Source organism: Bacillus sp. BS98, assembly GCF_008432245.1.
Classification (GTDB): domain Bacteria; phylum Bacillota; class Bacilli; order Bacillales; family Bacillaceae_G; genus Bacillus_A; species Bacillus_A toyonensis.
In genome coordinates this window covers 204,539-221,674 of record NZ_CP043831.1, presented here as the reverse complement: position 1 = coordinate 221,674, position 17,136 = coordinate 204,539, and the positions used below count along the sequence as shown (strand labels likewise).

The following is a 17,136-nucleotide window of genomic DNA, read 5'->3' as shown; positions in this document are numbered from 1 at the left end:
GTTAACTCACTCCTACATTTATTTTTTCTCCCCCTTCTTCGACAAAGGTTGCATTAACTTCCTGCTTTTCATCATCATTTGACTTTCTATAATTCTTCCTTGCATTTGGTCTAGTATCAAATGCATCGTATAAATCTTTAAACACTACATCCATTGTGACAACACCTGTTCTTCCTTGGATATCTTGGAATAAACATTGTCCTGTTTCTAAATTAGTAATAATCGCATGATTTTCTTCATTATCAGGTAATCCAAAGAAATCTAAGATTGAAGAAATCTCTTTACTGTCGGTATTACGGAATGAGAACTTCATACCGATATTATTCTTAAATGTCTCATCTCCAAGGTCACTTGCGCTTTGAGTTGCAAAGTATACTGCAGAGTTTAATGCACGACCTTCACGAACTAACTTACGAGCCAACTCTCGCCCTTGAGAAGTTCCCATAATCGCCCATGCTTCATCTAATAGAACAATTTTGAATTTAGTAGGGTCCTTTTGAAAGAATTTTCTTGCAAAAGAAGATAGAGACATCAGCATACTAACTGATAAATTTTCTTGTAAGGTATAATCTTTCGGATCTTTTTGAATATCTGGCATATCAAGATGCTGAATTTGTATGATATTCACTGCTGTATCAAGTTCAATATCTCTATTTGTTCCATCACCAAAGATTAAGTGTGCAAATGATAAATTTTCAAATGCTTGAATGTGTGCGGCTAATTGTTGATCCACTTTATCCTCACTATCTTCAAGGTATTGAGATACAGCTGTTAAGCACGGCTCTTCCATTCCTGCTACAAATTCTACAGCTGAAGCCAAGCGCGGGAATTTTTCCGAGTTATCAGGTTTAATACCTGTAATGAAAGTAAGAATTGTCATTGCTAACTCAATTGCATCTTTCCGACTATGTTTATGAATGATAAATGGGTCTAGTTTCCCTTCATCTCGTCTATCAGTCCCTAGTGTAATTACGTTTACTTTACCTTCTAGACCGTGTAAATCTTCTGTCCAGTTTCCCCTCTCACCTTTTGGATCGACTATCAGTGTTTGAGCTCCTCCAAGTACGGCTAGGTAAACAATTAAGTTCGTTCCAAATGATTTACCGGAACCAGTACTTCCTGTTACTGCAACTGAAAGTGCGCTTGTTTTTTGATTTGCAACGGTATTTGTTGCTGCAAGTGAGGGTGTCATATAAACTGCTTTGTTTAAAATACCAGTTGTTCCAATATAAAACCCGATATTATCTCCTAAATCTTGTGTTGCACCAAACATACCGGCTGCTAGAACTCCAGGTTCCATAAAGTGTATATAATCATTTACATATCTTCTTGAACCAGGGATAAATTCATTAAACAGTAGGAACTGATCTCCATACGGCCTTACTAGTTCAATCATCATCTCTCTATAAATAGAAATAAGTGAATTTGTATTTCGACGCATTGTATCTAAATCTTCAGCACATATACAGAAAGATACCGATGTTTTAACTAATGGCATACGTGTCTTTTGTATAAGTGCTTGTAATTCAGTAGCTTCTTGAACACCTTCATACACGTTTAGCCCAACAGTTTGTGCATTTTCTCTTGCATGTGCCTCTTGATCTTCTAAATCTTTTTTCTTTTTATTTAGTTTAGATAGAGCTTTGCGATGGTTAATATTTTCAGTGCGAACACTCAGTTCAATTGGAAAATCTATATTTTGAATCATATACATCCACTCTTGGTCTGGAAACTCCATCGTATATGGGATTTTAGAAGCCGATAAAAAGCTCATATATGCTGGATATTCTAACCCGTCGGTACCAATTTGAGACATTTCAATATGTCTTCCTTTAACATCAAATTCTGCCTCTGATAAACGTAATAAGCTTTCTTGATTTGGTATGATTGCAGAATCGTCATTTTGTACGGGAGGTGTCCATCCAGCAGTTACTGGCGCCTCTAATGTGCGATAGAAGTTTCTTAATATAACCCATTGCGTTTCATTAGTTTCTAGAGCCCTTACAGCCAAATGTTTTCTTATTTTATTTTTAAAAGCGCTAGCTTCTCTTTTAAACATCTCCAAATCAGTTTTTAGTATCTTAGTATCACCAAGTAACCCAAACTGTTCTGCTGTATTTTTAAAGGTATGAAATGCTGTGTACAACATTTCTTTAAACCCTTCTTGTATGTGTCTTACCTTTAATTTCACGCCAATAAAATATCGGTACTCTACTGCATTTTTACCAAATTTTCGTTCTAGCTCATGTACGACATCATCTGTATGATCAATTGCAAGTTCTTTTAATTCACCGCTTACTGTTTCTTTGAATTCATCTGCTTTTTCTTGGAAGTTCTGATAAACAGGAATCATTAAGAGGTGCTTTTCTTCATCAAAATTCCAAAACAAGCCAAGTTGGCGCATGAATAAGGTATTTTTATCATCATCTCCTCGGAATTCATATGGTATTCCGTATGCCTCGTAATACGCCCAGCAAGAACCATCTTGGTTAAAAATCAAATTATCGTGAAAGTATTTGACTGGAAATTCAACCTGATTCATTTTACCCTCCTTAGAGAAGAATATGAGACTAAAATAATTCTTCCGTATAGATTAATTAATTACTTATTATTGATTGAATCATCCTTGAATCGTATTAAGGTTTTATATTGATAGTTTCCAATATTACCAGTTGTATCTTTATAGCGGCTAATCTTCTTACTTTCGAACATAAACACGAAAAATCGAAATAAAAATTTATGCGGGCTTTTTCCATCCAATTCTACATTGCCAAAGAAGTATGCTATTCCACCTGGTAATATTAAATATTTTAAAAACACATTATTTCCTAAAGGTAAAAACTGATCTAGAATTAAAATTAAAAGTAAAGATCCAACAAAGAAGCCCAACTGTCTATAAGGAACTGGGAAAGGGAGAGTTAAGTCCCTTATCCCGTATAAACTCTTAGGAATATCCCATATCGAGTTGTATGTCCTAACTTCTTTACGAGTCGGCTTTTGAGTCATTTCTACCAACCCCTTTAATATTTTTAGAGATTTTTAATTTATTACTTGAATACTAAATTATATAATTTTGTGCCAAGATCTTTGAAAACGTCTGGTGAGAATACAAAAACTGATAATAGTGCACAAACAATTATCCAACCAAGTAAACCAGCCATTTGTCGTTTAACTGCAAAGACGATTACTCCAATAAGTGCTACAACTAAAAAGATCGGGCCCAATTGAGCTACTAACCAGTTTTTAATATTTACTCCAAAATTTATATTACCTATTACAGCTGCATCTGTAATAGCAGGTAATTGATGAGCAACCATATCTAATCCCAAAGGCTCCATAATTATTTACCCTCCACTTTCTCTAATGTGTTTTCAAATTTTTTCATAGAGCTAATTGAAAACTTATTATCTTTATTTACTAGATTTAAATCATATGTGTATGTGTACTCTAAGCTGCTATCGTTGTCTTTTAATTTTGCATCAACTAAGACTCTGTACCCTTTATCCTTATCTTCATAAATTCGCAGGTTTTCTAATTTGCTAAATGTCATAATGCCTTTTAATCCATTTGTTATATTGCTTTTTTCAAAGTAGTAAGCAATTTCTTCTGGTGTTCCTTCTGTATAAACTTTAAATACAGATTGTAAAAATTGTTCTACTTTTTTCACTTCTGCATCTGTATTAATTTCTCGTCCTTCTGATTTGAATGTAGCCACTTTATAAGATGCCTTTTCTCTCTCTCCATGAACGATTGTAGGATTGTTAGGAACGACCATTTTTCCTTTCTCCATTAAAATTGGAATAGAGAAGTACCTTGTCACTTCTTTAGGTTCTTTTGGTGTATCTGGGGCTTGAGTCGTTCCAGGAGCTGGATTATTTACAGGTTCTAGTTTTTGAATGATTTTCAATGTAACTTCTGCTTCATTTCCTTTTTGACGAACCTCTACAGCTTCTGACTTAACTAACGTACTAGAAGCATTTTTTAAAGTATCTCTATTTAATCCTCCTTGCTCATCGGATCCTTCAACTAAATATTTTTCTAATCGTTTTTTCCGTGTTTCAGCTACATTCATATCAACCTTCCAGTTAAAATAATCAGCGGCAAAACTATTGGCATATGCAATTAATTCTGCTTCCGACATCTTAACTTTTACGGGTTCCTCCTTCTTTTCTTGAACAGCTACTGCTCTAGGAGGACCGGCAAGTTGGATAAATGAAAGGGAGCTTCCTGCAAACACGAATCCCATCACACACCAAAATGTAACCTTACCTACTTTTCTTCCTGTTATAGCTGGAACTTTCTCCCTTGTTTTACGTGTCCTCTTTTCTTTAAGTGCTTCTGAATTTTCTTGTTGCATATCTAATAGTTCAGTTGTTTTATTCTTTGCTTTTTTAAAGAATGTAAATTTCTTTTTTTCGGCGTTTTTCTGGGATTTTTTTTTTACCATGTCTTCACCTCTCTTTTTAAATGGTTAGGAGATTACAAGGTTCATTGTAATTTCCACTAATTAACTATCTACTTTAAGTATGATTTACTTTTTTCGGAAATCTAAGAGAAATAAAAAAAATTATGTTTTATATCAAAATTTTTTAGGAAGATTAAACCTAAATATAATGTTTATTAAAGTACATAAAAAAACCAATTCCATTAAGAAATGAAATTGGTTTTACACAGGGTCTATTCTCTATAGTAAGTATTACACAATATAAAAACCTAATATAATATATATCTTTAATATATATAAAGAAAAAAGATAATACTTTTATACAGAGAAAAAATCGTCTTAAAACATTGCAGTGCTAAGGGTTCATCATTACTCTAGCCATAAAAAATCATAAAAAGTAAATACTGGGAATGTACTTAATGAGCTGGATGATGATTAAAAACTACAAAATATCGTAAAGTAGATATATAAAAACTACATATAATCATCGTTAATTTGATGCGAGTGAATGAATAAATAATAAATACAAATTTTGCTGATTTATGAACAAGCTTTCCACATTTCTTAAAAACTACACACAATTTATTAACAAATTGGTCAAAGTTAGGAACAGAATCCACTTTTTAAACATAACTAACAGAAGTTTTTCTGATTTTAAGTAGATTTAGAGATAGAACATGATAAGAACAGTATTTAAGGCTTTATGTTATACACATCAGATCAAAATTATTAAGATATCAACAGAATTATAAAAAATATTTCTGCTTTTTTGTAGATGAAATGACACAAAGGGATTGAAAATTCAGATTTAATAACTCAGAAATTGTGAATATCTCATTTTGATTTACATGCAATGTATGTAAATGCATAAAAAATAGAGAGGCGTGATCATTAAAATTGAAAACTTTCTCTCTGTTTTGTTTGAAGTAATGCATTTCATAGGGGATCTTCAACACGAATAGCCCTCCACTTTTGTTTTTTCAAAAATAGAGAGCTGTATCTTTACATTGCTGGAAGCAGCTGATCAACTGAATGTGGTGTTTCACTTGTTGAACGGTAGTATGCTTCTAAGGACTGTAGAAACTGAATTAAATCAAAGTCTTCAGGGACCTCAATTACACGAATCTTTTCCTTCGACAATTTATCAACTTTTTCAATGAACAGTTCACGAATATCACTAGGCATGTTAGTTCCTTGATGCCCGCTAGACTTTAATAGTTCACGGATTTCAATTTCTAATGCTGTATATGCGTTAATATTTACTCCTTGCTCATAAGCATATTTTCTAAATAGTGATTCCTCTTGATACTGCATGTAATTACGATGGTAAGCATCTAAGGTTACAGGTACAGCATATTTCGCATGAAGCAGGTCATGCGCTTTACGGAATAGCTTTTGAACATTGCGTAAAGAGTATATAGCAAAATGAGTACCAAATTTAAAAATGGCCTCTTCTTGTTCATGTTTAGGTACATTGTGTGTAATTAAAGGATAAATACCAGTTTTAGCAGCTGTGTCTAATACACGATATTGAGAAGATTGCTTTAATAATTTACTTAGTGTATAAACAAGCTTTTTAGGATATCCTTCTTGTCGATCAATCATTTCTCGTAAGCCACGAACTACTTGGCGAATTTGACGATGACAAGAGTGTTTTAAAACGTTAATGAATTGATTCATATCCTTTGCAAATTCAGCAATATTCATTTCCACTAACAGATTTTCAATGAATTTAACTTTACGCTTATATGTATCTCTTGGTGTAAAAGGATCACGGTATTCTGCTCCTTCTTCTTTTGCGCATAAGAAATCAGGATGTACAGATAAATGCAATGTTGTGTATTGCTTTTTATTCTTCTTCCCTTTTTCTAACTTGCAAATTTTAAATAAAGGAGATCCAGTAGCAGATAGCTTTGTTTCTAGTTCCTCAAGCACAGCACGAATCTGATGTGGGTATTTCTTATGTAAGTAACGATACATACCGCCAAAGTGAGTTGAGTTTCCTTGTTCATCAACTTTGAATAAAGAACGTTTCAGGGTAGTTTCGCGTTTCTGCTGCATTGCTACATCCATGAATAGTTTCTTAGCTGCAATGGATAACTCAAAGAATTCTTTGGTAAATACTATCGGGCTAATAAATGTATATGCATTTGCTTTATTCGTTTCTTTATTCATGAAATCAGTTAAGGTGATTTTATATTTACCACTGTACTCATTTTCGATTGTAATGATGTTATGGAAACTTAACTTCTTCAAAGCTACATAAAATTGTGAGTGGTGAATATGTGCAAATGCTTCTTTATAATTTTTATAATCTTCCCAAAGCATATGGATCGATACATGCGAAAGCTCACCATATGTATTACATTTTTTATGAAGAAATAGAAACACTTCTAAATCAGCATTTGTAATTCCATATAGCTTATGTTTTCTACCTTCGTTTTTATCAAATTCACTTACTTTATCTACAATCTTTTTCATTTTCAGTGAAAAAGATGGCTTTGCTTTAGCAACAAATCCCTCTTCATCTGCAATTCGTTCTTCATAGGACATTGAATTCACAATGTCTTCTAGATAAGTATCTTTAAAACTGTAATACTTACCTTCTAAAGCATCTACTAACTTTTGCCATGATTTAATTGTTACAATTACCGGTGTTGTTGTTTCACCATTCAAACTACGTTTGTTCTTTATAACGAAAGGTTTTGCCATCTTTTTCACCTCCTTTTATGTTAAGTTGCAGTTTTCCCTACAATTAGATATAGATTTTCATTTTTGATTATATCAAATCGAATACTGGTGAAATCTGTCCCTTTAAGAGGAAAAATAAAAAAATGAAACGTGCCCAAATCCCTTGGGGGACAAGGGATTTGACGTTTCATAAAAAAAAGTTTATTGCCACCATAGGGCTATGAAGTTTTTTGAATATGAAACGAAGTATGTTGTGGGAGAAATCTTACTAAACCATTGATTTTATAGGGTTTTACACTAATTTCGTTTTAAAGTTGTAGCCATCATATAGCTATAACGTTTCATATTTTGGATTGACTAAGAAATTTCTATAGATTTCGTATAAACACTGATATATAGGGAGTTATAACTGTTTTTAAATGAAAAGTTGTAGCCATCATACCGCTATAATCGTTTCATTTCGTTTCATGTTTCCTGCCGTCATATAGCTATAACGTTTCATGTTTTTAAAATAAGTTATATTTTATTGAAAGTTGCTGTAACCCTTGGTATATATAGATTTGTTTGAATTTTTAAAGTGAAAGTTGTAGCCATCATATAGCTATAATGATTTTATTGTTTTTTCTTTCATATTTAATGAAATGGCTTTATATCAACGTTTATTGGTAAATTACATAGAATAAAATTTTTTTAGTCGAATGATTTTCAGGATATTCTCGTTTCATTTTTTTAAAGTTGTAGCCATCATATAGCTATAACGTTTCATAAATTACGAAATTATAACCACAATATAGCTATTCATTATTATAAGTAAGAAGTAATAGCCGTGATAAGGCTACATAGTTTCAAGTAAGAAGTAATAGCCGCGATAAGGCTATATAGTTTCAAATAAGAGCTTATAGCCATGATAAAGCTATATAGTTTCAAATAAGAGTTTATAGCCCCGATAAAGCTATATAGTTTCAAATAAGAAATAATAGCCGTGATAAGGCTATGCAGTTTCAAATAAGAGCTTATGGCCAAGATAAAGCTATATAGTTTCAAATAAGAGTTTATAGCCATGATAAGGATATGTAGTTTCAAGTAAGAAGTAATAGCCGTGATAAGGCTATATAGTTTCAAGTAGGAAGTAATAGCCGCGATAAGGCTATGTAGTTTCAAATAAGAGCTTATAGCCGCGATAAGGCTATGTAGTTTCAAATAAGAGTTTATAGCCGCGATAAGGCTATGTAGTTTCAAATAAGAGTTTATAGCCCCGATAAAGCTATATAGTTTCAGATAAGAGTTTATAGCCCTGATAAAGCTATGCAGTTTCAAATAAGAGTTTATAGCCGCGATAAGGCTATGCAGTTTCAAATAAGAGTTTATAGCCCCGATAAAGCTATGCAGTTTCAAATAAGAGTTTATAGCCCCGATAAAGCTATGCAGTTTCAAATAAGAGTTTATAGCCCCGATAAAGCTATGCAGTTTCAAATAAGAGTTTATAGCCCCGATAAAGCTATGCAGTTTCAAATAAGAGTTTATAGCCCCGATAAAGCTATGCAGTTTCAAATAAGAGTTTATAGCCCCGATAAAGCTATGCAGTTTCAAATAAGAGTTTATAGCCCCGATAAAGCTATGCAGTTTCAAATAAGAGTTTATAGCCCCGATAAAGCTATATAGTTTCAAATAAGAGTTTATAGCCCCGATAAAGCTATGCAGTTTCAAATAAGAGTTTATAGCCCCGATAAAGCTATATAGTTTCAAATAAGAGTTTATGGCCATGATAAGGCTATGTAGTTTCAAATAAGAGTTTATAGCCCCGATAAAGCTATGCAGTTTCAAATAAGAGTTTATAGCCCCGATAAAGCTATATAGTTTCAGATAAGAGTTTATAGCCATGATAAGGCTATGTAGTTTTAAATAAGAAGCAGCTGGGGGATTTAAGTTTTGAATTAGAGTAACAAGTTATCTAGGCGTTAAGCAAAAAATCAGTGTGTTTAACTAATTTACTTTTAAAAATTGAAATTGTATTGTAAAGTAGTGATTTTACAAATAGAAGCAGTTTTATATAATTAAAGACAAGTAAATAGAATTTAAATGATCTACGATAAAACGAGTAAAATCAACAATTGTGCGGATTATTCAGATAATACTTCACCTTAGAGGTTATGTGGTTTTTCATCTAAATGGGAAAAATAAACACATTTTGATTCAGTCATTCGTTTAAAGTGAACTTCCATCAGTGGGAGTCTTATAGCCTGCGAATTGTGGGATGAAAAATGGACTAAGAATTTAATCTTAGTCCATTTCTTATTTTATATCCATTTTGTATGGAATGTACCTTCTTTATCTACTCGTTTATACGTATGCGCTCCAAAATAATCGCGCTGCGCTTGTAACAAGTTTGCAGGTAGTTTGGCAGTACGATAGCTGTCATAATAAGAAATTGCTGCTGAAAATGCAGGTATCGGAATGCCCTGTTGTACCGCCATTGAGATAATTTGGCGTAATCCACCTTGATATGACTCTACAATTTCTTTAAAGTATGGATTAAGTAAAAGGTTCGGTAGTTCAGTGTTTGTTTCATAAGCCTCTTTAATGTTCTGTAAAAAGGCAGCACGGATAATACATCCGCCTCTCCAGAGCATAGAAATGCTGCCAAAATCAAGGTTCCAATCATATTCCTCAGAAGCTGCCTTCAATTGCGTGAATCCTTGTGCATAAGAACAAATTTTACTCATATATAAAGCTTGGCGCACTGCTTCAATTAATTCAGCTTTTTCAACTCCAATTGCTGTTTTATCTTTAGGGCCAGATAAAACTTTGCTTGCGTTCACACGCTCTTCTTTTAAAGCAGAAATGCAACGTGCAAATACAGATTCCGTGATAATAGGCAGAGAGATACCTAAATCAAGTGCGCTTTGACTTGTCCATTTCCCTGTACCCTTTTGTCCTGCAGTATCAAGAATAACATCCACTAATGGCTTACCAGTTTCTTCATCTTTCTTCTTGAAGATATTGGCTGTAATCTCAATTAGATAGCTGTTCAGTTCACCTTTATTCCATTCAGCAAATATTTCATGGAACTCTTCTGCAGTCAAATCCAGTGTTTGTTTCAAGAAGAAATATGCTTCACAAATTAATTGCATATCTCCATACTCAATACCGTTGTGAACCATCTTTACATAGTGTCCTGCCCCATTAGGTCCGATATAAGAACAGCAAGGCTCGTTATTCACTTTTGCAGAGATGTTTTCAAGCATATCCTTTACTTTTTCGTATGCATCCTTCTGTCCGCCTGGCATAATAGATGGTCCCTTCAGTGCACCCTCTTCGCCGCCTGACACACCTGCACCGATGAAATTGATTCCTTCTTCAGCAAGACGTTTGTTTCGGCGAATTGTATCGACAAAGTATGTATTACCACCGTCAATTAAAATATCACCTTTATCGAGGTGAGGGACTAGAGAATCAATCGCCTTATCTGTAATTTCCCCTGCATTCACCATTAATAAAATCTTTCTAGGTGATTCAAGTGAGTTAACAAACTCTTCAACTATATGAGTACCAACTAAGTTTTTACCACGGTTTTCCTCAATGATTTCATCAACTTTTTCCTTTGAAATATCATATAGGGCCACAGAATACCCTTTGCTCTCAAAGTTAAGTGCGAGGCTTTTTCCCATAACGCCCACACCAACAACTCCAATTTGTAACTTTTCCATATTCTATCGTTCCTTTCCATGTATGTTACTCTGTATTATAGTATATATACCTAAAATAACACTTTAATCAAATAATCAATCTTTTTCATTTCAATAGGCTCTGCCAGTATTCGTGCAAAAGGTTATAGGGACACGGCACATCACTATCAAGTTAAAAAATAAAGAGAAATTTTCATCCTTATTAATCAATCATGAAAAATAACCGGTTAATTATGAAAAATCACATTAAACAGCTTCCGTATCCCTTTTACTGTTTAGAAAGATCTATACAAATAAACTTAATAATAAAGTAAACCCTAATCCGGCTACAGAAACGATAGTCTCAAGTAAAGTCCATGTTGCAAATGTTTCTTTCATGCTTAAACCAAAGTACTCTTTGAACATCCAGAAACCAGCATCGTTCACGTGTGAAGCAATTAAACTACCAGCCCCTGTTGCAAGGACAACTAAAGCAAGGTTAACATCAGATTGACCTAACATCGGAATCACTAAACCGACAGTTGTTAATGCAGCAACCGTAGCAGACCCCAATGAAATACGTAAGATGGCAGCGATAATCCATGCGAGCAAGATCGGTGATAATGAAGTTCCTTTGAATAATTCGGCTACATAGTTACCAACGCCGCCATCAATTAATACTTGTTTGAAAGCGCCGCCTCCACCAATAATTAAGAGCATCATCCCAATATTCGAGATCGCTGTTGTACAAGATTCCATCACGTTTTTGATTGGAATATTTCTTGCCAATCCCATTGTATAGATCGCAACTAGTAAGGATATCAACATGGCAGTATCCGCATTCCCAATAAACTCAATCGTTGCTAGTAAACTATTATCTTTGAATCCCATTGTTTTTTGCAGCAAAGTAATAATTGTAGCGACTGCCATTAAAAGAACAGGCAGTAAAGCGGTAAAAACACTGATTCCAAAGCCAGGAGTTTCTTCAAGTTTAAATACTTTCTGCTCACCTAAAGATTTGATATTACCGGTTTTTGTGAACGCATCAGGTACTAGTTTTTTTGCAAGTTTAGTAAATACAGGTCCAGCTAACACAACCGTTGGAACCGCTATCATAAAACCGTAAAGTAATACTTCACCGATGTTTGCATGCAATTCACCAGCGATAGCAGTTGGTCCTGGGTGTGGCGGTAAAAATCCGTGTGTTACAGATAAAGCTGCTGCCATCGAAATACCGAGATATAAGATAGAAACTTTTAATTCTCTTGAAATCGCAAATACAATTGGAATTAATAATACTAATCCTACTTCAAAAAATAATGCAATCCCGATAATAAATGAGGCAGTCACAACAGCCCATTGAATGTTCTTTTCACCAAATTTTTTCACAAGGGTCATGGCAATGCGTTGTGCGCCCCCAGAATCTGAAAGCAACTTACCTAACATCGCACCAAGTCCAAAAACGAGTGCTAAATGACCAAGTGTTCCGCCTAATCCCGCTTCAATGGTTTTAAAAATCTTTTCTGGTGGCATTCCAAGTGCTAAAGCAACCCCGACCGATACAATGATTAATGAAATAAAGGTATTTAATTTAAAGCGCATAATCAGTAAAAGTAATGCTAAAATCCCAATTGCTACAATGACTAATGGCATCGTAGTTCCCCCCTAATCTTAGCTGTATTTGTATTTATCCCGCTATTCGTGGGCAGTAAGGCCCCCACCTCGAGATTTAGATAGAAGCGAGGCGTGGGGGATTACTGATGATAGTTTTACTTTATTAAATTTCTTTGATAATTTGCAATTCGTGTATAATCGTCTTCTAGCGCCCTTGATAGGTTAATAAATATAGGCAATAATTGTCTGTATTCTTTTGTTGCTTCTTCTTTCGGTGTATGTTTGTAGGTACTGCCAACCATTTCGGAAACGATTTCAAAAGAATCAATTTTTCCTGTGGCATAGAGACCTAATATACATGCACCTAGACAAGAGCTTTCGTAGCTCTTGGGAACAACGACTTCAGATGCGAAAATATCGGACATCATCTGTCGCCAAACGTCAGACCTTGCGAATCCGCCTGTTGCTTGAATACGAGTTACCGGATTATCCATGCATTCGGTTAATGCTAAAAATACAGTGTATAAATTATATATAACGCCTTCTAAAGCTGCACGAATCATATGTTCCTTCTTATGTGACATCGTTAAACCGAAGAAGGAGCCACGTACATCTGGATTCCATAATGGTGCACGTTCCCCTGCGAGGTATGGATGGAATAATAATCCGTCTGCACCAGGTCTCACGCGTTCAGCTATTTTAGTTAATACATCGTATGGATCAATTCCTAGTCTTTTCGCAGTTTCTACTTCTGATGAAGCAAGTTCATCACGAATCCAACGAAGGACCATTCCTCCATTGTTTACCGGTCCACCAATTACCCAATGCTTTTCCGTTAAGGCATAACAAAATATTCTTCCTTTTTTATCTGTTTGTGGCTTGTCAATGATGGTCCGAATAGCACCACTTGTTCCAATTGTGACAGCAATCTCACCTTTTCGAATTGCATTCACACCTAGATTAGAAAGCACCCCATCACTGGCACCAATGACAAACGGTGTTTGTGAATCGATACCAATCTTTTGGGCTAAATCTGGATTGCAGTTACTGAATATTTGGGTGGTTGGTACGAGTTCAGATAATTGAGCTGATGTTATACCAGCAATTTTTAAAGCCTCCTCATCCCAATCTAGCGTTTTTAAGTTCATCATACCCATGCACGAGGCAATGGAATGATCAACAACATATTGATTAAAGAATTGTTTGAAGATATATTCTTTGATTCCAATATATTTTTTCGTTCTAATAGCAATTTCCGGATGGGCATTCACAATCCATGTAATTTTACTTAATGGTGACATTGGGTGAATAGGTGTTCCTGTTCGTCTATAAACTTCATGGCCATTCAGTTCATCTTTGATTTTATGTGCCCATGCCTCACTACGATTATCTGCCCAAGTGATACAAGGTGTCAGCGGCTGATCATTTTCATCCATAGCAATGACACTATGCATAGCACTGCTAAATGAAATAAACGATGGTTTTTTATCTGAATGCTGTTTTGTTATATTTGATATCGCTTGTAAAACAGCTTGGAAAATCTCTTCTGGATCTTGTTCCGCTGTGGATATATCCGGTGTGCGAAGTGGATAACCAATATTCTCGGTTTGGATGATTTCGCCTTTTTCAGTAAATAAAACTGCTTTCGTACTTGTTGTACCGATATCTATACCTAACATATAGCTACTCATGTCCTTGCTCTACTCCTTTAGATAACATTTGTTGTGACATCCAGAAATCTTCAACTTTCCCTTGAACATCATCAAAATTTTGATGTAAGGCCTTAATCATGAGGGCTCGATCTTTTGATTCGATTGCTTTTATATAAAGCTCATGATTTTTTATAATCCGTTCAAAGTCTTCGTACTTTTCCTTGAAACGAGTACGCATTGATAAAAGGATTAAGCTTTCCATAACAGGCTTTAAATTATTCCAAATCATCAGGATGTAGGAATGCTCAATGGTTCGAATAATCGTTTCATGGAATAAGAGATCTTGATAAGAAAATTCATCAGAATCATGATATTTAATGGCGATTTTCATCATTTCCATTATTTTATTTAGTTCTCTTACTAAATCATTTGTGTCCATCTTTACAAGTCGCTCAAAGATAAACGTTTCTATAAGTAAACGAACATCGTATATTTCTTCGATTTCTTTCTCGGTTAAACCAATGACAACTGCACCCATTCTTTCTAAGCGAATAATATTTTCAGAAGCTAGTACTTTTAATGCTTCACGGACGGGTGACCGACTTACAGAAAAATCGGCAGCTAATTTATTTTCCGACAGGATGGTACCGCTTTCAATTCCACCTGCAATAATGCGCATTCTCAGTTCGCTCGCAACACGATCACCTGTAGAAGCTTTTGAAAGCCATTTTTCAGGATAAAGAAATTCCATTGATTTCGCCATAAATTCACCTCATGTTAATCAAGTATACTTGTATACAAGTATTATAACTCGGATTTTTAATTATGCAAGCGCTTTTATTGTTTGCTTTGGTTCTTTTAGAGGAAAGCCCCATAATTATTAAGCTAACAAATCGAGTCGCCCCAAAAACTATTATTGTTGATGAAGAAGATCTAGGGAATGGAAAACTGAAGAATACGCTATCCAAGGACTTACATCAACATATTTATCACTCGGGTTTACAACTTTTTGAATCAAAAATATAGATGTTAAAAATGTAACAGTAACTGAATTTGAGCATTAAAAGCTTTTAAAAATTGGAATTGTATTGTAAAGTATTGATTTTACAAATAGAAGCAGTTTTATATAATTAAAGACAAGTAAAGAGAATTTAAATGATTCACAGTAAAACGTGTAAAAAAACAGCGATTATGTAGATTATTCAGACAATATTTCAGCTTAAAGGTTATATAGCCATCATATAGCTATGGCGTTTCACATTTTTAAGATTCAAATTATATTTGTAATTAACATTGTTAGGAGGTATTTAAATATGGAGAAAGTGTTAGCATTGTTTAGTGATGCCCTCCTACTTGCTGCTCCAATTTATGAAGAAAATAAGCAGTTATGGGCCAAATGGAATAAATATTATAAAGAAGTACAAGAGAATCACGATAAATTAGTAACATCAGCTAATATATCCCCTTCCTTTTCGACACTTGTTTCTTGGTTAGGTCAGAAACAAGAGCAAGGAATATCGTTATTAAACATTTATGCCAATCTGAATAAATATAAAATTGAAATTCAAAATGTACTAGATAAGATCATTGAACAAGAATTCGGAGAAAAGGTTGAAGCAGTTGAACCAACTCAAATTTCAATTTTTGAAGATAGTCAGGTAACAGAACATATAGAAGATATATCGGATGATTACTATCCTGTAACCAATGACGCAATGTACTATCAATTACGTGATGGAATAGCAAAAAATCATTTTGAGGAAGATGAAGCAGTAGCAAAACCGGTACTGCCATTAGAAACAAAAAATTCAAGCGGAGTTGCACAACTATCTTCACATAAGGATGAGGATTTGAGATTAGTGAATACAAACGAAGCAGAAAGATGGTCTATATTGGTTGATGGAGTCATTAGTAATATGGATGATCTTACAGCAGACTGTTTGGATACCATTACAATACAATGGTTAAATCAAGCTAAATCTCCAGACGAATTCATAGATTTTAGTTATGAAAACGTATTGGAATTGTGTAATATGCCAAAGGCATCTGCAAATGGTGTAGAGTATTATCGCGCAGAAGATAAGATAAAAATAGCACAACGTATAGCAGCTTTAGCTAGTATCTTTATTTATTTGAATGATGATAATGAAGTTGTAGTACTGAACGATCAAGCAGAAACTGGGCAACAATTCGAAGTAAAACGTGAAGTAATCAAAAGGCTATTCGTACTCGATTCTGTAGTGTTATGGAGAGATAAGAATACTAATGAATATATGGGAATAGAATCCTGTAAGATTAAACCAGGTAGTTTCTTATCAGGCTATTTGTATGGCTCTAATAGTACAACTGCTTTATTATCGAAAAAAGCACTAGAGTATAATAGCTATAGACATAAGTTTCACAAACGTTTAATACGTTATTTATCATGGCAGTGGAGAATCCGTCAGCAATACAGTACTTTAAAAAGACCATACTCCATTGGTGGAGAAAAAGGTCTACTATCTGTAATGGGTATTACAACTACAAAGGGTCGCCCAACTCGAATTCGTGAACAACTAGAAAATGTTTTAATTGATTTAGAAAAAGAAAATGTAATTTCACATTGGGCGTATGCAGAGGAATTGGATGAAACAAAGATAGGAGAACGCAATTGGTTTAAGAATTACTATGAAAAGTTAGGAATCATTATCTTACCACCAAAAGAATTGATGAATAATATAGATAGTATGGTGAAGAAAAAAACAATAGATATGCAAGAGAAGCAGGAAGAACCTTATACTGCAGATACAGTAAAACAAACTACTATAGGATCAGAGGAAATGATTCGGGAAAAAATTATGCATCAGCATATGCATCAAAATAAAACAATGCGTGAGATAGCAGATGAAATAGGTTTATCCCCTGCTACGCTATCAAGATTCTGTAATAACAAAATGAAGCGTATTTCAAAAAGTGTTAATGAAAAGCTAAACAAGTGGTATGAAAGACAAATGATTATAGAGTCTATGTAAAAAGAAGCAGATACCTTTAAATGGAGAGGTACCTGCCTCTTTTTAGTTTGTTCATATTC

General features: G+C 34.2%; 11 protein-coding genes. 2 read left to right on the top strand and 9 right to left on the bottom strand.

Annotation, left to right across the window (positions count from 1 at the left end; translation table 11 throughout):
• Position 1 precedes the first annotated feature (1 nt).
• The 5 genes from F0362_RS28180 to F0362_RS28155 all read right to left on the bottom strand — a co-directional run bounded on the left by F0362_RS28180 (position 2) and on the right by F0362_RS28155 (position 7,156).
• Positions 2 to 2,542 carry an ATP-binding protein gene (locus F0362_RS28180; protein WP_052943588.1) on the bottom strand — a complete coding sequence of 847 codons (2,541 nt, stop codon included), beginning with the start codon at positions 2,540 to 2,542 and terminating at the stop codon, positions 2 to 4.
• A 59-nt stretch (positions 2,543 to 2,601) separates the two neighbouring features.
• On the bottom strand, positions 2,602 to 3,006 hold the full coding sequence (locus tag F0362_RS28175) for a TcpE family conjugal transfer membrane protein (RefSeq protein WP_000192365.1): 405 nt from the start codon (positions 3,004 to 3,006) through the stop codon (positions 2,602 to 2,604).
• Positions 3,007 to 3,047: 41 nt separating this feature from the next.
• Entirely contained in the window at positions 3,048 to 3,338 is a 291-nt protein-coding gene (locus F0362_RS28170) for a hypothetical protein (RefSeq protein ID WP_000433503.1), read from the bottom strand.
• Positions 3,339 to 3,340: 2 nt separating this feature from the next.
• Positions 3,341 to 4,447, bottom strand: coding sequence for a conjugal transfer protein (locus F0362_RS28165; protein ID WP_052943589.1), 1,107 nt, complete (start codon positions 4,445 to 4,447; stop codon positions 3,341 to 3,343).
• Between the two features lie 999 nt (positions 4,448 to 5,446).
• Positions 5,447 to 7,156: a hypothetical protein gene (locus F0362_RS28155; protein WP_098162071.1), complete on the bottom strand. Its 1,710-nt coding sequence runs from the start codon at positions 7,154 to 7,156 to the stop codon at positions 5,447 to 5,449.
• A gap of 1,284 nt (positions 7,157 to 8,440) precedes the next feature.
• On the opposite strand from F0362_RS28155, the gene F0362_RS30680 reads away from it, so the two are divergent.
• Positions 8,441 to 8,797, top strand: coding sequence for a hypothetical protein (locus F0362_RS30680; RefSeq protein ID WP_172624232.1), 357 nt, complete (start codon positions 8,441 to 8,443; stop codon positions 8,795 to 8,797).
• A gap of 635 nt (positions 8,798 to 9,432) precedes the next feature.
• Here F0362_RS30680 and gndA read toward each other — a convergent pair.
• The 4 genes from gndA to gntR all read right to left on the bottom strand — a co-directional run bounded on the left by gndA (position 9,433) and on the right by gntR (position 14,829).
• Positions 9,433 to 10,842 (bottom strand): NADP-dependent phosphogluconate dehydrogenase, encoded by a 1,410-nt coding sequence (gene gndA / locus F0362_RS28140; protein ID WP_097980360.1) that lies wholly within the window; start codon positions 10,840 to 10,842, stop codon positions 9,433 to 9,435.
• 264 nt (positions 10,843 to 11,106) lie between these two features.
• Positions 11,107 to 12,453, bottom strand: a complete 1,347-nt coding sequence (gntP, locus tag F0362_RS28135) for a gluconate permease GntP (RefSeq protein ID WP_001131717.1) — start codon at positions 12,451 to 12,453, stop codon at positions 11,107 to 11,109.
• 116 nt (positions 12,454 to 12,569) lie between these two features.
• Positions 12,570 to 14,105: a gluconokinase gene (gene gntK, locus F0362_RS28130; protein WP_000100525.1), complete on the bottom strand. Its 1,536-nt coding sequence runs from the start codon at positions 14,103 to 14,105 to the stop codon at positions 12,570 to 12,572.
• Positions 14,098 to 14,829 (bottom strand): gluconate operon transcriptional repressor GntR, encoded by a 732-nt coding sequence (gene gntR, locus F0362_RS28125; RefSeq protein ID WP_001130028.1) that lies wholly within the window; start codon positions 14,827 to 14,829, stop codon positions 14,098 to 14,100. Before gntR ends, gntK begins: the two co-directional genes overlap by 8 nt.
• A 550-nt stretch (positions 14,830 to 15,379) precedes the next feature.
• Between gntR and F0362_RS28115 the strand changes: the two genes are divergently transcribed.
• Positions 15,380 to 17,077, top strand: a complete 1,698-nt coding sequence (locus tag F0362_RS28115) for a helix-turn-helix domain-containing protein (protein WP_000416745.1) — start codon at positions 15,380 to 15,382, stop codon at positions 17,075 to 17,077.
• The last annotated feature ends 59 nt before the right edge of the window (positions 17,078 to 17,136 follow it).

What these genes read in the sequence shown, in the direction of transcription:
- F0362_RS28180 (WP_052943588.1), bottom strand. Translation starts at nt 2,542, where the DNA reads ATGAATCAGGTTGAATTTCCAGTCAAATACTTTCACGATAATTTGATT.
- F0362_RS28175 (WP_000192365.1), bottom strand. Translation starts at nt 3,006, where the DNA reads ATGACTCAAAAGCCGACTCGTAAAGAAGTTAGGACATACAACTCGATA.
- F0362_RS28170 (WP_000433503.1), bottom strand. Translation starts at nt 3,338, where the DNA reads ATGGAGCCTTTGGGATTAGATATGGTTGCTCATCAATTACCTGCTATT.
- F0362_RS28165 (WP_052943589.1), bottom strand. Translation starts at nt 4,447, where the DNA reads ATGGTAAAAAAAAAATCCCAGAAAAACGCCGAAAAAAAGAAATTTACA.
- F0362_RS28155 (WP_098162071.1), bottom strand. Translation starts at nt 7,156, where the DNA reads ATGGCAAAACCTTTCGTTATAAAGAACAAACGTAGTTTGAATGGTGAA.
- F0362_RS30680 (WP_172624232.1), top strand. Translation starts at nt 8,441, where the DNA reads ATGCAGTTTCAAATAAGAGTTTATAGCCGCGATAAGGCTATGCAGTTT.
- gndA (WP_097980360.1), bottom strand. Translation starts at nt 10,842, where the DNA reads ATGGAAAAGTTACAAATTGGAGTTGTTGGTGTGGGCGTTATGGGAAAA.
- gntP (WP_001131717.1), bottom strand. Translation starts at nt 12,453, where the DNA reads ATGCCATTAGTCATTGTAGCAATTGGGATTTTAGCATTACTTTTACTG.
- gntK (WP_000100525.1), bottom strand. Translation starts at nt 14,105, where the DNA reads ATGAGTAGCTATATGTTAGGTATAGATATCGGTACAACAAGTACGAAA.
- gntR (WP_001130028.1), bottom strand. Translation starts at nt 14,829, where the DNA reads ATGGCGAAATCAATGGAATTTCTTTATCCTGAAAAATGGCTTTCAAAA.
- F0362_RS28115 (WP_000416745.1), top strand. Translation starts at nt 15,380, where the DNA reads ATGGAGAAAGTGTTAGCATTGTTTAGTGATGCCCTCCTACTTGCTGCT.